Annotated in this window: 18 protein-coding genes; 16 read left to right on the top strand and 2 right to left on the bottom strand. The window is 34.5% G+C overall.

Translation table 11 applies throughout. The annotated features are described in order from the left end of the window. Nucleotides 1-50: 50 nt before the first annotated feature. The 6 genes from FBFL15_RS00820 to FBFL15_RS00795 all read left to right on the top strand — a co-directional run bounded on the left by FBFL15_RS00820 (nt 51) and on the right by FBFL15_RS00795 (nt 7,056). Nucleotides 51-407: a bleomycin resistance protein gene (locus FBFL15_RS00820; RefSeq protein WP_014082790.1), complete on the top strand. Its 357-nt coding sequence runs from the start codon at nt 51-53 to the stop codon at nt 405-407. Nucleotides 408-687: 280 nt separating this feature from the next. Beyond that, entirely contained in the window at nt 688-2,139 is a 1,452-nt protein-coding gene (locus FBFL15_RS00815) for a PSP1 domain-containing protein (RefSeq protein ID WP_014082789.1), read from the top strand. Continuing rightward, nucleotides 2,123-2,608, top strand: coding sequence for a gliding motility lipoprotein GldH (locus FBFL15_RS00810; RefSeq protein ID WP_014082788.1), 486 nt, complete (start codon nt 2,123-2,125; stop codon nt 2,606-2,608). The genes FBFL15_RS00815 and FBFL15_RS00810 overlap by 17 nt, the downstream gene beginning before the upstream one ends. 51 nt (nt 2,609-2,659) lie before the next feature. Then, on the top strand, nt 2,660-4,984 hold the full coding sequence (locus FBFL15_RS00805; protein WP_014082787.1) for a penicillin-binding protein 1A: 2,325 nt from the start codon (nt 2,660-2,662) through the stop codon (nt 4,982-4,984). A gap of 533 nt (nt 4,985-5,517) precedes the next feature. Beyond that, nucleotides 5,518-6,666: a DNA polymerase III subunit gene (locus tag FBFL15_RS00800; RefSeq protein ID WP_014082786.1), complete on the top strand. Its 1,149-nt coding sequence runs from the start codon at nt 5,518-5,520 to the stop codon at nt 6,664-6,666. A 6-nt stretch (nt 6,667-6,672) separates the two neighbouring features. Further along, nucleotides 6,673-7,056, top strand: coding sequence for a hypothetical protein (locus FBFL15_RS00795; protein ID WP_014082785.1), 384 nt, complete (start codon nt 6,673-6,675; stop codon nt 7,054-7,056). 52 nt (nt 7,057-7,108) lie between these two features. Here the strand turns inward: FBFL15_RS00795 and FBFL15_RS00790 are convergent, their stop codons facing one another. Both FBFL15_RS00790 and FBFL15_RS00785 read right to left on the bottom strand, forming a co-directional pair. Beyond that, nucleotides 7,109-7,855 carry a 3-keto-disaccharide hydrolase gene (locus FBFL15_RS00790; protein ID WP_014082784.1) on the bottom strand — a complete coding sequence of 249 codons (747 nt, stop codon included), beginning with the start codon at nt 7,853-7,855 and terminating at the stop codon, nt 7,109-7,111. 10 nt (nt 7,856-7,865) lie between these two features. After that, complete coding sequence (locus tag FBFL15_RS00785; RefSeq protein WP_014082783.1) at nt 7,866-8,261, bottom strand: c-type cytochrome; 396 nt, start codon at nt 8,259-8,261, stop codon at nt 7,866-7,868. Between the two features lie 617 nt (nt 8,262-8,878). Between FBFL15_RS00785 and porW the strand changes: the two genes are divergently transcribed. The 10 genes from porW to atpG all read left to right on the top strand — a co-directional run bounded on the left by porW (nt 8,879) and on the right by atpG (nt 17,809). Further along, nucleotides 8,879-11,626, top strand: coding sequence for a type IX secretion system periplasmic lipoprotein PorW/SprE (porW, locus tag FBFL15_RS00780; protein WP_014082782.1), 2,748 nt, complete (start codon nt 8,879-8,881; stop codon nt 11,624-11,626). A 33-nt stretch (nt 11,627-11,659) separates the two neighbouring features. Beyond that, the gene (locus tag FBFL15_RS00775; protein WP_014082781.1) at nt 11,660-12,058 is read left to right on the top strand and encodes a bactofilin family protein; all 399 of its coding nucleotides are present in this window, start codon (nt 11,660-11,662) and stop codon (nt 12,056-12,058) included. Next, nucleotides 12,036-12,266, top strand: a complete 231-nt coding sequence (locus tag FBFL15_RS00770) for an AtpZ/AtpI family protein (RefSeq protein ID WP_014082780.1) — start codon at nt 12,036-12,038, stop codon at nt 12,264-12,266. Before FBFL15_RS00775 ends, FBFL15_RS00770 begins: the two co-directional genes overlap by 23 nt. Then, nucleotides 12,263-12,655: a hypothetical protein gene (locus FBFL15_RS00765; protein WP_014082779.1), complete on the top strand. Its 393-nt coding sequence runs from the start codon at nt 12,263-12,265 to the stop codon at nt 12,653-12,655. The genes FBFL15_RS00770 and FBFL15_RS00765 overlap by 4 nt, the downstream gene beginning before the upstream one ends. Nucleotides 12,656-12,772: 117 nt before the next feature. Continuing rightward, a complete protein-coding gene (gene atpB / locus FBFL15_RS00760; RefSeq protein ID WP_014082778.1) occupies nt 12,773-13,909 on the top strand; it encodes a F0F1 ATP synthase subunit A in 1,137 nt (378 codons plus the stop codon). A gap of 34 nt (nt 13,910-13,943) precedes the next feature. Then, nucleotides 13,944-14,141 carry an ATP synthase F0 subunit C gene (atpE, locus tag FBFL15_RS00755; protein WP_014082777.1) on the top strand — a complete coding sequence of 66 codons (198 nt, stop codon included), beginning with the start codon at nt 13,944-13,946 and terminating at the stop codon, nt 14,139-14,141. A gap of 85 nt (nt 14,142-14,226) precedes the next feature. Then, complete coding sequence (locus FBFL15_RS00750; protein WP_014082776.1) at nt 14,227-14,727, top strand: F0F1 ATP synthase subunit B; 501 nt, start codon at nt 14,227-14,229, stop codon at nt 14,725-14,727. Nucleotides 14,728-14,731: 4 nt separating this feature from the next. Further along, nucleotides 14,732-15,265, top strand: coding sequence for an ATP synthase F1 subunit delta (gene atpH, locus FBFL15_RS00745; RefSeq protein WP_014082775.1), 534 nt, complete (start codon nt 14,732-14,734; stop codon nt 15,263-15,265). A gap of 16 nt (nt 15,266-15,281) precedes the next feature. Continuing rightward, nucleotides 15,282-16,859 carry a F0F1 ATP synthase subunit alpha gene (atpA, locus tag FBFL15_RS00740; protein ID WP_014082774.1) on the top strand — a complete coding sequence of 526 codons (1,578 nt, stop codon included), beginning with the start codon at nt 15,282-15,284 and terminating at the stop codon, nt 16,857-16,859. 92 nt (nt 16,860-16,951) lie between these two features. Next, complete coding sequence (gene atpG / locus FBFL15_RS00735; protein ID WP_014082773.1) at nt 16,952-17,809, top strand: ATP synthase F1 subunit gamma; 858 nt, start codon at nt 16,952-16,954, stop codon at nt 17,807-17,809. The last annotated feature ends 300 nt before the right edge of the window (nt 17,810-18,109 follow it).

The following is an 18,109-nucleotide window of genomic DNA, read 5'->3' as shown; positions in this document are numbered from 1 at the left end:
TTCTTTTATAGAGAATGAAAAATTTAAAACTAAAAAATTAACCTAAACCCATGCTCACCCAAACCCACCCCAAACTCCCCATGCGGAACAAAGCCGTTACCAAAGATTTCTATTGCAAGCAATTGGGCTTTAACGTTTTTGGAAGTGCTGATTTTGAAGGCTATTTGATGATCGAAAAAGACCAAATCCAACTCCATTTTTTTGAATTTCCAAGCCTCAATCCGCTAGAAAATTATGGGCAAGTCTATATCCGAACCGAAAATATTGAAACGGTTTATCAAAATTTTGTCAAAAACAACGTAAAAATCCACCCAGCGGGACATTTGCAAACCAAACCGTGGGGGCAAAAAGAATTTTCCATTCTCGACCCCGATCATAATTTATTGACTTTTGGGGAATCGGTATAATGATGTTATTCTTATTGATAGGTCGATGCCAGTTTTACATTCCTGGAAATAATAGCTTTATTATTGCCATAAAAAATGGCGTGTTTTGTTTGCTTCAAGTTCAAAAAAGTGATTTTGGAATAAAATATTGGAGTTATTGCGTCTGTACATCTGTTGCAAAATGATAATTTTTTAAAAAACTTGAATACATGGTAATAAAGTTTAACTAAAAATAATATCTTTACACTCAAAACAAAATAAGAACTTAATTTGCATTTGATGCAAAACTACTATATCAATTATGGCATGTACAAGTTGTTCGACTTCAGAGGGGGGAGCTCCAAAGGGTTGTAAAAATAATGGTTCGTGTGGCACCGATAGCTGCAACAAATTGACGGTTTTTGACTGGCTTTCCAATATGAGTTTGCCCAATGGCGAAGCCACTTTTGATTGTGTTGAAATACGTTTTAAAAACGGCCGAAAAGAATTTTATAGAAATACCGAAAAGCTCGTATTGTCTATTGGCGATATTGTTGCCACAGAGGCATCGCCAGGCCACGATATTGGCATAGTTACCTTGACAGGTGAATTGGTTAAAATTCAAATGAAAAAAAAAGGTACTGATTATCAAACAGCCGAAATTGCAAAAATATACAGAAAAGCATCGCAAAAAGACATTGATGTTTGGACAAAAGTGCGAGAAAAGGAAGAGGTCATGAAAGTGAAAGCTCGTGAACTAGCCATCGAACAAAAATTAGAAATGAAAATTTCTGACATCGAATTTCAGGGTGATGGATCAAAAGCCACTTTTTATTATACCGCAAACGATCGGATTGATTTTCGAACCTTAATTAAGGAATTTGCTCGAGAATTTAGCACCAGAATCGAAATGAAACAAGTAGGTTTTCGACAAGAAGCCTCAAGACTTGGTGGTATTGGTTCGTGTGGTAGAGAGTTGTGCTGTTCTACTTGGCTTACCGATTTTAGAAGTGTCAATACCTCGGCTGCTCGATACCAACAATTGTCTTTGAATCCACAAAAATTAGCGGGACAATGTGGCAAACTCAAGTGTTGTTTGAATTATGAGTTGGACACTTATATGGATGCACTAAAAGCTTTTCCTGATTTTGACACCAAGTTGATAACAGAAAAAGGAGATGCCGTATGCCAAAAACAGGATATTTTCAAGGGCTTGATGTGGTTTGCCTATACAAATAATTTTGCCAATTGGCAAGTATTGAAGATAGAACAAGTGCAGGAAATTATTGCCGAAAACAAACTCAAAAACAAAGTGTCATCTTTAGAAGATTATGCTTTAGAAACTGTTGAAGAGCCACAAAAAGAATTTAAAAATGCTATGGGACAAGAAAGTTTGACTCGTTTTGATCAGCCAAAACGAAAAAAACGACCTGTCAAAAAACGAGTGTCTAACACAGATGCAAAACCCGAAAATAAAACCGAGGGTGGCAAAGTGGCACACCAAGTGCCAAACCAAAATAAAATAGTACCAAACAAAAACCAATCGAACAAGTTGGTTAAAAACAATACAGAAAACAAAACCATTATCAAACCCAATGCAACACCAGCTTTGGAGAAAACAGCAGCCAACCACACTGTTTCTGAAAACACATCGGTTGCCAAAAAACCCAATCACCGAAACAAAAACAATCGAAATAAAAACAAAAACAGAAACAATCAATCAAACCGAAACGACAACAAAACACCAAATAATAACAATGAATCTGAAAAATAATTACTGGATTTTATTGCTTTCCATTTGTCTTTTTAGTTGCGACAAACAAAGGGTTTTTGACGAATACGAATCCCTTGGTGGCACTTGGAGCAAAAATGATACTTTGAAGTTTACATTACCAAAACTCGACAAGCAACAATATTATAATTTATTTTTGAATATCAGATGTAATGATGATTACCCGTTTAACAACATATTTGTATTGGTTTCCATGACACAACCCGATGGTGTAACCAAAGTAGATACTCTTGAATATGAAATGGCCAATCCAGATGGCAGTCTGATGGGCGAAGGCATAACCGATGTAAAGCTGAGTAAATTATTTTACAAAGAAAAATTTCAGTTCAAACAAAATGGCGTTTACAAAGTAAACATCCAACAAGCCCTTCGCAAATCGAGCGAAGTAAACGGTGTAAAAGAATTGAAAGGCATAACCGAAGTTGGTTTTAGAATTGAAACTTTAAACTAAATCATGACATACCATCAAACTAACGTGAAACGTGAAATAAAATAAAAAATCATGAAAATATCCCAAAAAAACACCTCAAACCCCACAATAAATAAAGATATTAAACACTATCAAAGAAAATTTTGGAGATTGTTTTTGTATGGAATAAGCGGTCTTTTTCTGTTTGTGCTTTTAACATCATGGGGACTATTTGGCTCTATGCCTTCCGTAGAAGAATTGGAAAATCCAAATTCAAATTTAGCCACAGAAATCATCTCATTTGATGGGGTTTTGCTAGGCAAATTTTATAATGAAAACCGTACTTCTATCAAATACAAAGATTTGCCCAAACATTTAGTAGATGCCCTTGTGGCCACAGAAGACGAACGTTTTTATGACCATTCGGGTATTGATGCACGTGGTACTTTAAGAGCCGTATTAAAATTAGGAACCAACGGAGGTGCCAGCACCATTACACAACAGTTGGCCAAGTTATTATTTCATGGCGAAAGATCAAGAAACCCAATTATTGCCATCGTTCAAAAAGTAAAAGAATGGATCATTGCCATCAAACTCGAGCGACAATACACCAAATCTGAAATTATTGCCATGTATTTTAATAAAGCCGATTTTGTAAATACCGCAGTTGGAATACGATCGGCGGCAAAAGTATATTTTGGCAAAGAACCTCGCAATTTAACCATCGAAGAAAGTGCCATGTTGGTTGGAATGCTCAAAAACCCTTCGTTGTTTAACCCTGTGCGTCGTCCAGAAAAAGTCAAAGAACGTCGCAATGTAGTATTGCACCAAATGGTTAAAAACGGCTACTTGGAAGAAACGGCCAAATCAAAATTAGAAAACAAACCTCTTGTTTTAAAATTTCATCCAGAAAGTCATCTGGACGGTATGGCAACTTATTTTAGAGAATACCTTCGAGACTATATGAAAGCTTGGATAAAAGAGAACAAAAAACCAGATGGATCTGATTATGACATGTATAGAGACGGATTAAAAATATACACCACAATCGATTCTCGCATCCAACAATATGCCGAGGAAGCCGTATCGGCACATATCAAAAATTTGCAAGAAGAATTTTTTAGCCAAGCCAAAGACAATAAAAATGCCCCATTTGTAAACATCACCGCAGCCGAAACAGATAAAATCATGATGCAAGCCATGAAATCGTCGGAAAGATGGAAAGTACTAAAAGAACAAGATAAAACGGACGAGGAAATCATCAAATCTTTTTCGATAAAAACCAAAATGACCGTATTCTCATGGGATGGCGACAAAGAAATGGAAATGACACCAATGGATTCCATTAGATATTACAAGCATTTTTTACAAGCTGGATTAATGTCTATGGAACCCCAAACAGGCCAAGTAAAAGCTTGGGTTGGCGGCATCAATTACAAATATTTTCAATACGACCACGTAGGGCAAGGAGCCAGACAAGTAGGTTCTACCTTTAAACCATTTGTTTATGCAACAGCCATACAACAGTTGGGCAAATCGCCATGCGACACCATTATCGATGGCCCATTTATGATTCACAAAGGCCGTCATCATGTTACCGAAGACTGGGAACCTCGAAATTCAGACAACCGATATAGAGGCATGGTAACCCTCAAAAGAGCTTTAGCCAATTCCATCAACACCGTATCGGCCAAGCTGATAGACCAAACAGGTCCAGAAGACGTTGTAGAACTCACACACAAATTAGGCGTTAAATCAGAAATACCTGTTCAACCATCAATAGCACTAGGTGCTGTAGAAATTACGGTACACGATATGGTAGCCGCTTATAGTACTTTTGCAAACGAAGGAGTTTACATGAAACCACAATTTTTAGTACGAATTGAAGATAAAAATGGCAAAACCATCTACGAGCCCACCCCAGAAACCCACGATGTTTTAAACAAAGATATTGCCTTTGCTGTAATCAAACTTTTAGAAGGTGTAACCGAAGGCGGATCGGGCGAAAGATTGAGAACACAAGGGGGTGGTGCTGGAGACAACCGCTGGACTGGCTACCCATATATGTTTACAAACCCCATTGCTGGAAAAACAGGAACTACTCAAAACCAATCCGATGGTTGGTTTATGGGCATGGTACCCAATTTGGTAACAGGTGTTTGGGTAGGTTGCGAGGACCGTTCGGCCCGTTTCAAAAGCCTTACTTATGGGCAAGGTGCCACTGCTGCACTGCCAATTTGGGGTTATTTTATGAAAAAATGTTATGCCGACGAAACACTTAATATTTCTAAAGAAAATTTTACCAGACCCGAAAATTTATCCATAAAAGTAGATTGTTATACCCCTGTTTACCGTAAGCCCGTTGTAGATACAACCAATGTCGAACAAAATACAGAAGAGTTTATACCAACAGAATAAATCAATCATCAACTAACTATTTTACAAGAAGCTATTCCAGCTTTTCGTTTCAAGTCCAAAGCCTCAAAAGGGTTTTTTGTATGCTACAAAAGGAGCTTCCGGTGGTCGCTCTTTTGTAGCAACAAAAAAATCCCTTTTGAGGCTTTGTCCTTTCCACTTCAATCTGGGCTAGGGCTCTATTGCAAACTTAGTACTTCAAACCAAATGAATATCAAATATGTTTATAAAATAGACTAAAAATGCGTAGTTATTTTTTAGAAAAAATTTTCAAAAAAAATCGTTGCTTAGCTGGGCTACTTAACTGTTATTTTTTGACACATTTTAGCAAAAAAACCATTAGATTGGACTATTTTATATGTATATTTGGTATTAGTATAAAGTATAACCAAAAAATTTTATACAAGTACATAATAAACAGCACTATCTTAAAACAACATAAGTAAAAAAAATATATCTTTAACCTCAATTAAAAAAATCTAATGGGTTTCATATACTCATTTGTTTTATCATACTTAAATTCCTATCTTTGCTTCATGCTATTTTCAGAAATATTAGGTCAAAACCACATCAAAAAACACCTTATCCATAGTGCAACTACTGGAAGGATACCCCATGCCCAATTGTTTGTTGGCCCCGAAGGTTCTGGTACTTTGCCAATGGCAATTGCTTATGCACAATACATTTTGTGTCAAAACGTGTCCGACGAAAATTCAGGAGGCAACGCATCTTGCAACATCAAATTCAATAGTATTTCGCATCCCGATTTGCATTTTATATACCCAACTGTAAGTACCGATACTGTAAAAACCAAACCAAAAAGCCTCGATTTTATAGCCGATTGGCGAAAATTTGTGCTTTCAAATCCTTATGGAAGCCTTTTCGATTGGTATCGTGCTTTAGACGTTCAAAACAAACAAGGATTGATTCGAGTTGAAGATGCTCAAGAAATGATCAAATCTTTGTCGTTAAAGGCTTATGAAGGTGGTTATAAAGTAATGATCATTTGGATGGCCGATAAACTAAATGTTGAGGCTTCAAACAAAATTTTGAAACTACTAGAGGAACCCCAAGACAATACTTTGTTTATATTAATATCTGAAAATGAAGAAGATATTATACAAACCATTCGATCAAGATGCCAAGTATTGCATTTTAATGCCTTGAATCAAAAAGACATAGCCGAAAAATTACAATCTATAAACAATATTGACGACCTTACAGCTCAAAAAATAGCACATCAGGCACACGGTAATTTTAATAAAGCATTACAATTACTAGAACACAATGAAGACGACTTTCCTTTTGAACAATGGTTTGTTACATGGGTAAGAGCCGCTTTTAAAGCAAAAGGCAACGCTGCAGCTATCCAAGATTTGATTTCGTGGAGCGAAACCATTGCGACTTTAGGAAGAGAAACCCAAAAAAAATTTTTAGATTTTTGCATCGAAATGTTCAGACAAGCCTTGTTACTCCATTATGAAGCCCCTACCCTAGTCTATTTAGAACCAAAAGTAGATACTTTCAAAATGGAAAAATTTGCCCCTTTTGTAAACGGCAACAACATTCATGGCATTTATAAAGAGCTTGAAACGGCCATATTCCATATTGAACGCAACGGAAATTCCAAAATAATTTTAACCGATTTGTCTATCAAACTCACTCGTTTAATTCATAAAAAATAAATCATCATGAACAACGCAGCTTCTATTTTAATTCTGATTTTTTTAGGTATTACGTTTATACAATCCAGTTCAGACAAAGTGATAGACTGGAAAGGTAATCTGGAATTTATGAAAGCCCATTTTGCAGAAACCAGCCTCAAAAAATTAGTAGCTATTGCCCTTTTTCACCTATTAATCATGGAGTTACTATCTGGAATATTGTGTATCGTTGGGTGTATCCAACTGATAATCAACGGAGGTAGAATATTTGGCTTATATGGTGCAATCATTTCGTGTATAACGCTCATCATGTTGCTTACAGGACAACGAATTGCCAAAGATTATGACGGAGCCAGAACTATTGTCATCTATTTTATACCCTCGATTATGGCCGTATATTGGCTTGGATAATTTCAAAAAAAAAGACTTGCTCATGGAACAAGTCTTTTTTTTTATTATAAGGTTACAATTCCTTGATTTTAATATTTTTAAACCATACATTATTGCCATGGTCTTGCAAACAAAGTTTTCCTTTTTTATAAGTACCAAATCCAGGGAATTCATGAAACTTAGAATTGGCAATCATTTGTTTCCAATGGTCATCCCACATAGTAGTTGACAATACAACCGTATGATTAAGCTTGAAAGTTAAAACCCCGTTTTTTGAAATAATTTCGGCATGATTCCATTGTTCTGCTGGCTTTACAGTTTCTTTACCAGTAATTAAATCATACAAATCACCCGCACGGTGTTTGATAATTTTAGAATCGGGATGTCCATTATTGTCCAAAACTTGCATTTCGGGTCCCGTCATCCATGGATATTTGTATTGTTTTGGATCTTCGTGCACATAAAAAATAATGCCACTATTACCATCTTTGGCAATTTTCCAATCCAATTTTAAATGAAAATTAGCAAATTCTTTTTTAGAAACAATGTCGCCTCCATTTTTGGTTTGCCAATCTTTCAAGTCAGACACTTCTAAATGTATGGCATGGTCATTAACAGTCCAAGCCTTTCCAATAGAATCTGTTCCATATTTGTGCCAACCATTTAAAGTTTTGCCGTCAAAAAGCAATTTCCAACCAGCGGCTTTTTCAGCTTTAGTCAATACATTGTCTGCGGCTTTTATAGGATTTGTATTAGTATCCACTTGTTTCCAGGCCAATAAGCCAAGTGCCAAAACGGCAACTATTGCAATTTTTTTCATCTCAAAAAAATTATTTGTTAGACAATATGTATTTTACCATTTCACTAGCATCTTCCTGACTCAAACTTGGGTGTGCAGTCATAGGAATTTCACCCCATTTGCCTTTGCTACCGTCAATGATACTTTTGCTCAAAGTAGCAACATCTGCAGTTGTGTATTTTGCGGCAATTTCTTTAAAAGAGGGCCCCGTAAGTTTTTCGTCCACTTTATGACAACCCGAACAATCGTTTTGAGCAATCAAATCGGCTCCTTTTTGAAATTCTGGTGCCGTAGCTGCACCCGTGCTTGGTGTTTGTTCTGCTGCCTGATGCTCTATCACTTCAGCGTCTTTGGGTTGTGCTTCTTTCTTTTTGTCGCAGGATACTACAAGGGCGACAAAACTCCATAATAAAAGTGTTTTTTTCATTTTCAATAAAAATTTAGTTGTTTTAGTTTGATTAAAAAAAAAATGTAGCATTGGATACAGTTAAAATTGTGGTTAGCAAAAACATCTAAAAATGATTTACAACACCACAATTGGTCCAAATGGTGTGCCTGTTTTGCAAAAAAAATTACTCAGAACACCAAAATAAACATTATACTCCTTGCTATATTTTATGCAATTAAAAACAAAAGTATGTTTTTTTTTAACTAATAAAAATAAAATACCCTTAAAAATATTGGAAATTATATTTTTTTAACAAAATCAAAAGCAACTGTTTGTTTTACAAATTATTAAATCTAATAATTAAAACGTATTAATTATTTTTAAACAACTCATTTATAATAAAATACCTCATTTTTATTAAACAAAAACATAAAGTGTTTTATGCCACCATGTAGCATTTTTAAATATTAAATTAAAAGCGATTTGAGCCAGAAAAAATGATATTACAGAGATCCATTTTTTCAAAGTTGGGAGTGTTTTAATTTTTTTTTGATAAAAAAGCCCATAAATTTTCTATATTTCAAAAAGAAACGTATTTTTACCAGTCATTTATAATAATTTTTAAAATTTGAAGTTAAAGATTAAAACGTTTTACATTGAAAAATAAAATTACTTTCCCCATATTTGCACTGTTTGTGTTTGTCTTTTTGTGGGCTTGTTCTACAAGAAAAGACACCTTTGCTACCCGAAATTTTCAGGCTTTAAACACCAAATACAATGTATTGTTTAACGGCAATGAGGCCTTGGACAAAGGCGTTTTAGAAATGAATTTAAAATACAGAGATCATTTTTGGGACATTTTGCCCGTAGAGCGTCAGGAATATGTTGCTCCAGATGTGGCATTAGATTTGAATACGACAGATGACAAAAAGCCAACAAACCCCTTGTTTGAATTGGCAGAAGAAAAAGCAACAAAAGCTATTCAAAAAAGATCTATTTATATAGACGGAACCGAACGCAATTATCAAATAGACGAAGCTTACATGCTATTGGGCAAAGCAAGATATTATGACCAACGCTATGTGCCAGCACTCGAGGCTTTTAACTACATCATTTACAAATCGCCAAAAAGCAATACAATAAACGAAGTAAAAGTATGGCGAGAAAAAACCAACATCCGATTGGATAATGACGAGCAAGCCGTTGAAAATTTAATCAAATTACTCAAAGAATTGCATTTGGAACCACAAGTTTTAGCCGATGCCAATGCTATTTTGGCTCAGGCATACATCAAATTAGCACAACACACAAAAGCCATTCAAAAACTTAAAATAGCAACATCTTACACCAAAAATAAAGAAGAGAAAGCCCGTTATCATTTTATTTTAGGTCAATTGTATGACAAAGTAAACTATAAGGACAGTGCTTTTGCTGCATTTCAAACGGTCATCAATATGAATAGACAAGCACCTCGAGCGTATATTGTGCATGCTAAACTCCAACAACTCAAAAATACCAGTTTCAAAAATTCGGATACGGTAGCTTTCTTCAAAAATTACAACAAATTATTAGAAGACCGAGAAAACAGACCCTTTTTGGACGCCCTTAACCACCAATTGGGCTTGATGTATGAACAAGACAAAAACACTAAACAAGCCATCAAATATTACAATCTGTCTTTAAAACACGGGGGCGAAGACCTTACGTTAGTGGCTACCAATTATCAAAAATTAGCTGATATTCATTTTTATAATGCCCAATATGTTTTGGCAGGTAAATATTTTGATAGTACTTTAACTTATTTGAATAAAAAAACAAGATTGTTTAGAAACATCAAAAAGAAACGAGAAAACCTAGACGATGTAATTAAGTATGAAGAAATTGCACAAAAAAACGATAGTATTTTGCACATTTTAGCAATGAATGATACCGACAGAAAGCAATATTTTGAAAACAAAATAAACGGGCTCAAACAAGCCGATGCACTAAAAAAAGCTAAGGAAAACCAATTGAAAAACGGTGATTTGGATATGGGCAAAAAAGCATTAAGTAATTTGCAAAGCGTGCCAAGTGATTTTTATTTTTACAATACATCAACATTGACATTGGGCAAAATCGAATTTCAAAAAAACTGGGGCAACAGAACTTTGAAAGACAATTGGAGGTTGATAAATACCAACTCCGATGCAGACAATAGCCCAGATGGTAATATGAAAAATACAAGTAATGACAACGTTTTAACAAATCCGAATGACAATCCAAAATATAATGCCAGCACATATAGCAACCAATTGCCTACCAAAACAGAAGAGATTCAAAAACTAGTAAAAGATAGAAATTTTGCTTATTTTCAGCTAGGTATCATCTATAAAGAGAAATTTGCAGAATATCCATTGGCACAAACCAAACTCGAAACCTTATTAGATTACAAACCCGAAGAGAGATTATTATTGCCAACGCTTTATAATTTGTATAAAATTTACGAAATTACAGATAAAAATAAGGCATTAACCCTAAAAAATTCCATTTTATCGCAATATCCAGATTCGAGATATGCACAAATATTATTACAAACTCCAGGCTCGCAAAACCAATTAGCAACTGGAGCCACAATGTATATGAAATGGTACCAACTTTACAGCGAAGGCGATTACAGAGCAGTATTGGACCAAACAAAAAATGCAGTAACCCAATGGGACGGAGATGAACTATTGCCAAAAATTGAACTTTTGAGGGCTAATACCATTGGCAAAGTAGAAGGTGTTCTGGCACTACGAAAAGCCTTGAATTATGTAGCGCTTACCTATCCAAACACCACCGAAGGCAAAAGTGCCGAAACATTTGTAAACCAAAATGTTCCAAAATTAGAAGCCCTACAAATAAACGGCGAAACCCCTTCGAGTTGGAAAGTTTTGTATCGAATTGGTGCCATAGAGGATAAAAATAGTCAAGCATTATTAGCCAAAATTAAAAAATTTAGCGACGATAGAGGGACTAAAAAAATATATTCTGTTGATGTATATACCCTCAACGAAAACTTTGTAGTTTTGCATGGATTTAAAAGTGAGGAAATTGCACATGGCATTGGAGTAGTTTTAAAAGAAATAAAAGCATATAGCGTAACGGAAAAACCAATTGTAATTTCAAACACCAATTATAAAGTAGTACAAATAAAGAAAAATATAGACGACTATTTGCTAGATCCTAAGAAAATAGCAAAACCAGTGCAGCAGGAAATAATTGATAACAATCCAAAACAACCAGTTGACAACGAAGTAAAACGAAAAGATTTTCAAAAACCTCAAAACACCATTCAGGCCGAGAGTTTGAATAACCAAACATTACAAGAAGACACAGGGCCAACACTGGCACCACCAAGTGCCACCACAAAAACTAAAAACTAAAGACTGAAAATTATAAACTAAAAACCAAAAAAAATGTTTGACAAAAAACCAAAAGTTGTAACCGATGTATTGGGTAAAACCAACAGAATTGTAGAAGGCACCGTTATTCGTGGCGATATTGATTCGTTAGCCGATTTTAGATTAGATGGCGAACTTATAGGCAATTTTAAATCAAAAGGAAAAATTGTCATTGGCCCATTGGGTAAAATTCATGGCGATATTTTTTGCGAAAATGCAGATATTGAAGGCGAATTTAAAGGCAAAATACAAGTAAGCGAATTGCTAAACCTAAAAGCCACCTCCAAAATAGATGGCGAAGTGGTATGTGGCAAATTATCGGTAGAGCCAGGAGCTTTATTTACAGGAACTTGTGTCATGAAAGACCAATTAAAACATCAAACAACACCCCTTGCTACCTCAAAAGAATCCTAATACTCGAAAGTGGTTGGCCTTAATCAACATGCCTATTCAAATGGGAATAACCATCTATGGCTTTTCTTGGGTAGGCACTTGGCTAGACACTACATACAAACTCAACAACACAATAGGAGTCAAAGTAATGGTTCTTATTGGTGTTGCTATTGCTTTTTATAATCTAAACAGACAACTCAAAAAAATAAACGAAACTCCAGAGGAATGAAGACATTATCAAAATTAAGAGCCGTATGGGAAACCTTAATTTTAGGCATCATAACCTATATAATTCATAAAATTATAGTGGCAATACAATGGCCAGAAACTACCTTCCTATTTAGTTTAGAAACTATTTATATGTATTTCATAGCAATTGCAGCAACAATAGCAATGATATTGAGTATCCTTAACGAAAAAAACAATTACATAGTAGGTTACACCTTTTTAGCACTAACAACTATTCAAATGGCCAGTTCCTATTATTTTATATATGAATTTGATCAGGCTACAAAAAGTGATTTAAAAATAGAGAAAATTAACTTTTTTATAATATTTGTTCTTTTTTTAGCAATAGAAACAAGCACAACCGCTAGAATGTTAAATAAAAATCAATAAATTACAAGATTATAGCAAAATAATTCAAAAAAAAAGTGGGTTTCATTTTTAAATAATTAAAAAAAATGTACCTTTGCACCAAATTTAGAAAACCAATTAAAAATTGATACAATAGATATGGTGATTTCAAACAAACCACTTAGATTCCTATTTACAGCTCTAGTTGTATGTCTTCCATTTGTAAGCAATGCAAATGAAACTCCAGAGGCACCGCAAGCCCACAACACAACCGTTGCAACAACAGAAAATGCACATGGCGAGGGTGAAACTAATAATAAAGCTTCTATTGATGCTTACATAGAGCATCATTTACAAGACTCACATGATTTTGTATTTTTTTCAGATTCTAAAGAGAATAAACATTATGGGTTTTCATTACCTGTTATTTTATACGATAATGGTTTTCAATTCTTTTCATCTTCAAAATTTAATCATGGTGAATCAGTTGCAGAATCAAATGGAAATTATTATAAACTTGTACATGGAAAAATATACAAAACAAATGTAAGTGGAGATATAAAATATAATGAACACCATCATCCAGAAAACGAAAAACCATTAGATTTTTCAATAACCAAAAACGTAATATCAATTATAGTTGTAGCACTGATGTTATTATTTATGTTCATCAGTTTAGCAAAATCTTATACAAAATCAGCAATTCCAACAGGATTTGGAAGAGTTTTAGAACCGTTAATTTTATTCATCCGAGACGAAATTGCAATTCCAAATATTGGAGAAAAAAAATATAGACATTACATGGGTTATTTACTATCAGTGTTTTTCTTTATTTGGTTATTAAACTTACTAGGCATGACACCTATTGGAATAAATGTTACTGGGAATATAGCAGTTACTGTTTGTTTGGCTATTTTTACATATTTGATAACGCAATTTAGTGCTAATAAGGATTATTGGAAACATATTTTTTGGATGCCTGGCGTACCTGTACCAATGAAAATAGTACTTGCACCTATTGAAATATTAGGAACATTAACAAAACCTTTTGCATTGTTAATACGTTTATTTGCTAATATAACTGCTGGTCACGTTGTAATAATGAGTTTAATTTCAATGATATTTCTGGGGAAAAATTTAGCTGCAGATTTACCTATTTCGCTTGGATTAACGCTGTTTATCTCTATAATTGAAGTGTTAGTAGCTTTTTTACAAGCTTTTATTTTTACAATGTTGTCCTCTCTATTTATTGGCATGGCAGTTCAAGACCATGACCACGGAAGTGATCATCATTAATTTTTTTGAAGTTTAATTTTTTATATATATATTTATGAACATTCCAATGTTAGTAGGTGCTGGATTAGTTGTAATCGGTGCTGGATTAGGTTTAGGTAAAATTGGTGGATCTGCAATGGACGCTATCGCTCGTCAGCCAGAAGCTGCTGGGAAAATTCAAACTGCAATGATTATCATTGCGGCTTTATTAGAAGGTTTGGCATTTGCTGCGTTAATCTTAGGTAAAGCATAATAATAAAAATATATAAACCTGCAACGGTTGGTTGCAGGTTTATTTAAAGAAGTATTAAATAAATCAAAACTATATATTATAAAAAATGGATAAGTTAATAAATGATTTTTCGTTCGGATTATTCTTTTGGCAAGCCATAATTTTAGTAATTTTAATAACTTTATTGGTTAAATTTGCTTGGAAACCAATCATGACATCAATTACTGAAAGAGAAGAAGGTATAAAGAATGCCCTTTTATCTGCTGAAAATGCAAAAAGGGACATGCAAAATTTGCAAGCCGATAACCAACGTATTTTGCAAGAAGCTCGTTTGGAGAGAGATACTTTACTCAAAGAAGCTCGTGAAATGAAAGACAAAATGATTGCCGATGCAAAAAACGAAGCTCAAGCCCAAGGATCTAAAATGATTGAGCAAGCAAAAGCAGCTATTGTTAGTGAAAAAAATGCTGCTATGGCCGATTTGAAAGCACAAGTTTCAAATTTGTCTATCGAAATTGCAGAGAAATTATTAAAAAGTGAATTGACTGACAAAGCCTCTCAAACTGCATTAGTAGAGAAAATGTTGGGCGATGTAAAAATGAACTAATATTATGGCAAGTACAAGAGCAGCAATACGTTATGCCAAAGCCATATTGGATGTAGCATCAGAAAAGGGCGTAGCCCAAATGGTAAATACAGACATGAATCTTATCGCTTCGACCATCAAAGGTCATGTTGATTTGGATACTTTTATCCAAAACCCAACTACCAAAGTTGAGGCTAAAGAAAATGTTTTATTAGAAGTTTTTGCTCAAACAAATGGAGTTACAAAAAGTTTGTTTCATTTGTTGTTTGAAAACAAAAGGTTTGAAATATTAGAAGCTATTGCAATAGAATATAGCAAATTATTTGACGAACAAAATGGCGTAGAAGTAGCTTATGTAACTACAGCTTTTCCAATGGATGCGGCTTTAGAAGCGCAAGTTTTATCAAAAATTGCAACTTTTTCAAATAAAAAAATCAATATAAAAACTACTGTAGATACATCAATCATTGGTGGATTTATATTAAGAATAGGCGACAATCAATACAACGCATCGGTTGCCAACAGATTACAAGTATTAAAAAGAGAATTAAGTAACTAGTTATTTATAAATAATTATGGCGGAAATTAACCCAGCTGAAATTTCAGCAATATTAAAAAAGCAATTATCAGGTTTTGAAACTGGTGCTACGCTAGAAGAAGTTGGAACAGTACTTCAAGTTGGAGATGGTATTGCTCGTGTTTACGGCTTATCAAATGTTCAATACGGTGAGTTAGTAGTTTTTGAAAACGGTTTGGAAGGAATCGTTTTAAACTTAGAAGAAGATAACGTTGGTGTGGTATTATTAGGCCCATCAACAGGTATCAAAGAAGGTTCAACTGCAAAAAGAACGCAACGTATTGCCTCTTTGAAAACTGGAGAACAAATGGTTGGTCGTGTAGTAAACACTTTAGGGCAACCTATTGACGGAAAAGGTCCTATTGGCGGAGAACTTTTTGAAATGCCTTTAGAAAGAAAAGCACCTGGTGTAATCTTCCGTCAGCCAGTAACCGAACCATTACAAACAGGTGTAAAAGCAGTAGATGCGATGATTCCTGTGGGTCGTGGTCAGCGTGAGTTGGTAATTGGCGACCGTCAAACTGGTAAATCAACTGTATGTATTGATACCATTTTAAATCAAAAAGAATTTTACGATGCAGGAAAACCTGTATTTTGTATTTATGTTGCTATTGGACAAAAAGCTTCAACTGTTGCAGGAATTGCAAAAATGTTAGAAGAAAAAGGTGCCATGGCCTATACAGTAATTGTAGCAGCTAACGCATCAGACCCTGCTCCAATGCAAGTATATGCACCGTTTGCAGGTGCTGCAATTGGTGAATATTTCAGAGATTCTGGTCGTCCAGCTTTGATAGTTTATGATGACTTGTCTAAACAAGCGGTGGCTTACCGTGAGGTGTCTCTTTTATTGAGAAGACCACCAGGACGTGAGGCTTATCCTGGAGACGTTTTTTACTTACACTCTCGTTTATTGGAGCGTGCATGTAAAGTAATTAACAACGATGAAATTGCAAAAAACATGAACGATTTGCCAGATTCTTTAAAAGGAATTGTAAAAGGTGGTGGTTCTTTGACAGCTTTGCCAATCATCGAAACTCAAGCAGGTGACGTTTCTGCATATATCCCAACCAACGTAATTTCGATTACAGATGGTCAGATTTTCTTAGATGGAGATTTGTTTAACTCGGGAGTTCGTCCTGCAATCAACGTAGGTATTTCTGTATCTCGTGTGGGAGGAAATGCACAAATCAAGTCCATGAAAAAAGTATCTGGTACTTTAAAATTAGATCAAGCACAATTCCGTGAATTGGAAGCGTTTGCTAAATTTGGATCTGATTTGGATGCGGTTACTTTGAACGTAATTGAAAAAGGAAAACGAAACGTTGAAATTTTGAAACAAGGTTTGAATGATCCTTATACTGTTGAAAATCAAGTAGCTATAATTTATGCTGGTTCAAAAAACTTGTTGAGAAATGTACCTGTAAATAAAGTTAAAGAATTTGAAAAAGATTTCTTGGAATACTTAAACAATAAGCACAGAGACACACTTGATGCGTTGAAAGCTGGTAAATTGGACGACAACATTACAGATGTTATCGAAAAAGTAGCAAAAGAAATTTCAGCAAAATATAATTAATAGTATTAAGTATGAAGTATTATGACTCAAGACTTTGATGTAACAAGGAATAAGTGTCTTACTACTTCATACTAAAATCTTAATACAATATCATGGCAAATTTAAAAGAAATCCGTAACAGAATTACGTCCGTTTCATCAACGATGCAAATTACATCGGCAATGAAAATGGTGTCTGCTGCAAAGCTTAAAAAAGCTCAAGATGCTATAACTGCAATGCGTCCGTATGCTGAAAAATTGACAGAACTGCTACAAGGACTTTCTGCAACGCTTGAAGGCGAAGTGGGTGGTGCTTTTACAACACAACGCGAGTTAAAAAAAGTTTTGTTAGTGGTTATTACTTCTAACAGGGGTTTGTGTGGTGCATTTAATACAAATGTAATCAAAGAAGCCAAAAGCCGTGTTGATTTTTATGCAGGCAAACAAGTTGATGTTTTTGCAATAGGAAAAAAAGGTAATGATGTATTGAGTAAGTCTTTGAATGTTATTGAAAATCAAAGTAAATTATTTGATGATTTGACTTTTGAAAACGTAGCCGTAATTGCTCAAAATTTGACTGATAAATTTGTAGCTGGTGATTATGACAAGATTGAAATTATTTACAATCAATTTAAAAATGCCGCTACTCAAATAGTTCAAACAGAAGTGTTTTTGCCATTGGCACCCATAGCATCTGCTTCAACAGCGGCAAGTGATTATATTTTTGAACCTTCAAAAGAAGAAATTGTTTTAACCTTAATTCCAAAATCGTTAAAAACACAATTGTATAAAGGGGTTCGAGATTCATTTGCGTCTGAACATGGTGCTCGAATGACTGCTATGCACAAAGCTACTGACAATGCAACTGAATTGAGAGATCAGCTGAAATTGACTTATAATAAAGCCCGTCAGGCGGCTATTACCAACGAAATTCTTGAAATTGTTGGTGGTGCCGAAGCCCTAAAAGGTTAATTAACTTAAAACAAAATATAAAACAAACTTTAAACCAACTCTTATCGAGTTGGTTTTTTGGTATCTACTCAAAACTAGCTGTATCTAGCTAATACTTCCTTTACTTTACGACTACTTTCACCTTTAGTAATTGGTAAAATACTAATACCAAATACACCTATAAAATAGTCCAAACTACTTGTTCTTTTTTGCTAAAATGAGTCAAAAAAATAGTTCCGTAGCCCAGCTATGCAACGATTTTTTTAAAAAAATTTCTGAAAAATAACTACGCATCTTTGGACTATTTTATATGTATATTTG

This window comes from Flavobacterium branchiophilum FL-15 (assembly GCF_000253275.1).
Taxonomy (GTDB): domain Bacteria; phylum Bacteroidota; class Bacteroidia; order Flavobacteriales; family Flavobacteriaceae; genus Flavobacterium; species Flavobacterium branchiophilum.
The sequence above is the reverse complement of the archived record's forward strand: the minus strand, read 5'-3'. Positions and strand labels throughout refer to the sequence as shown.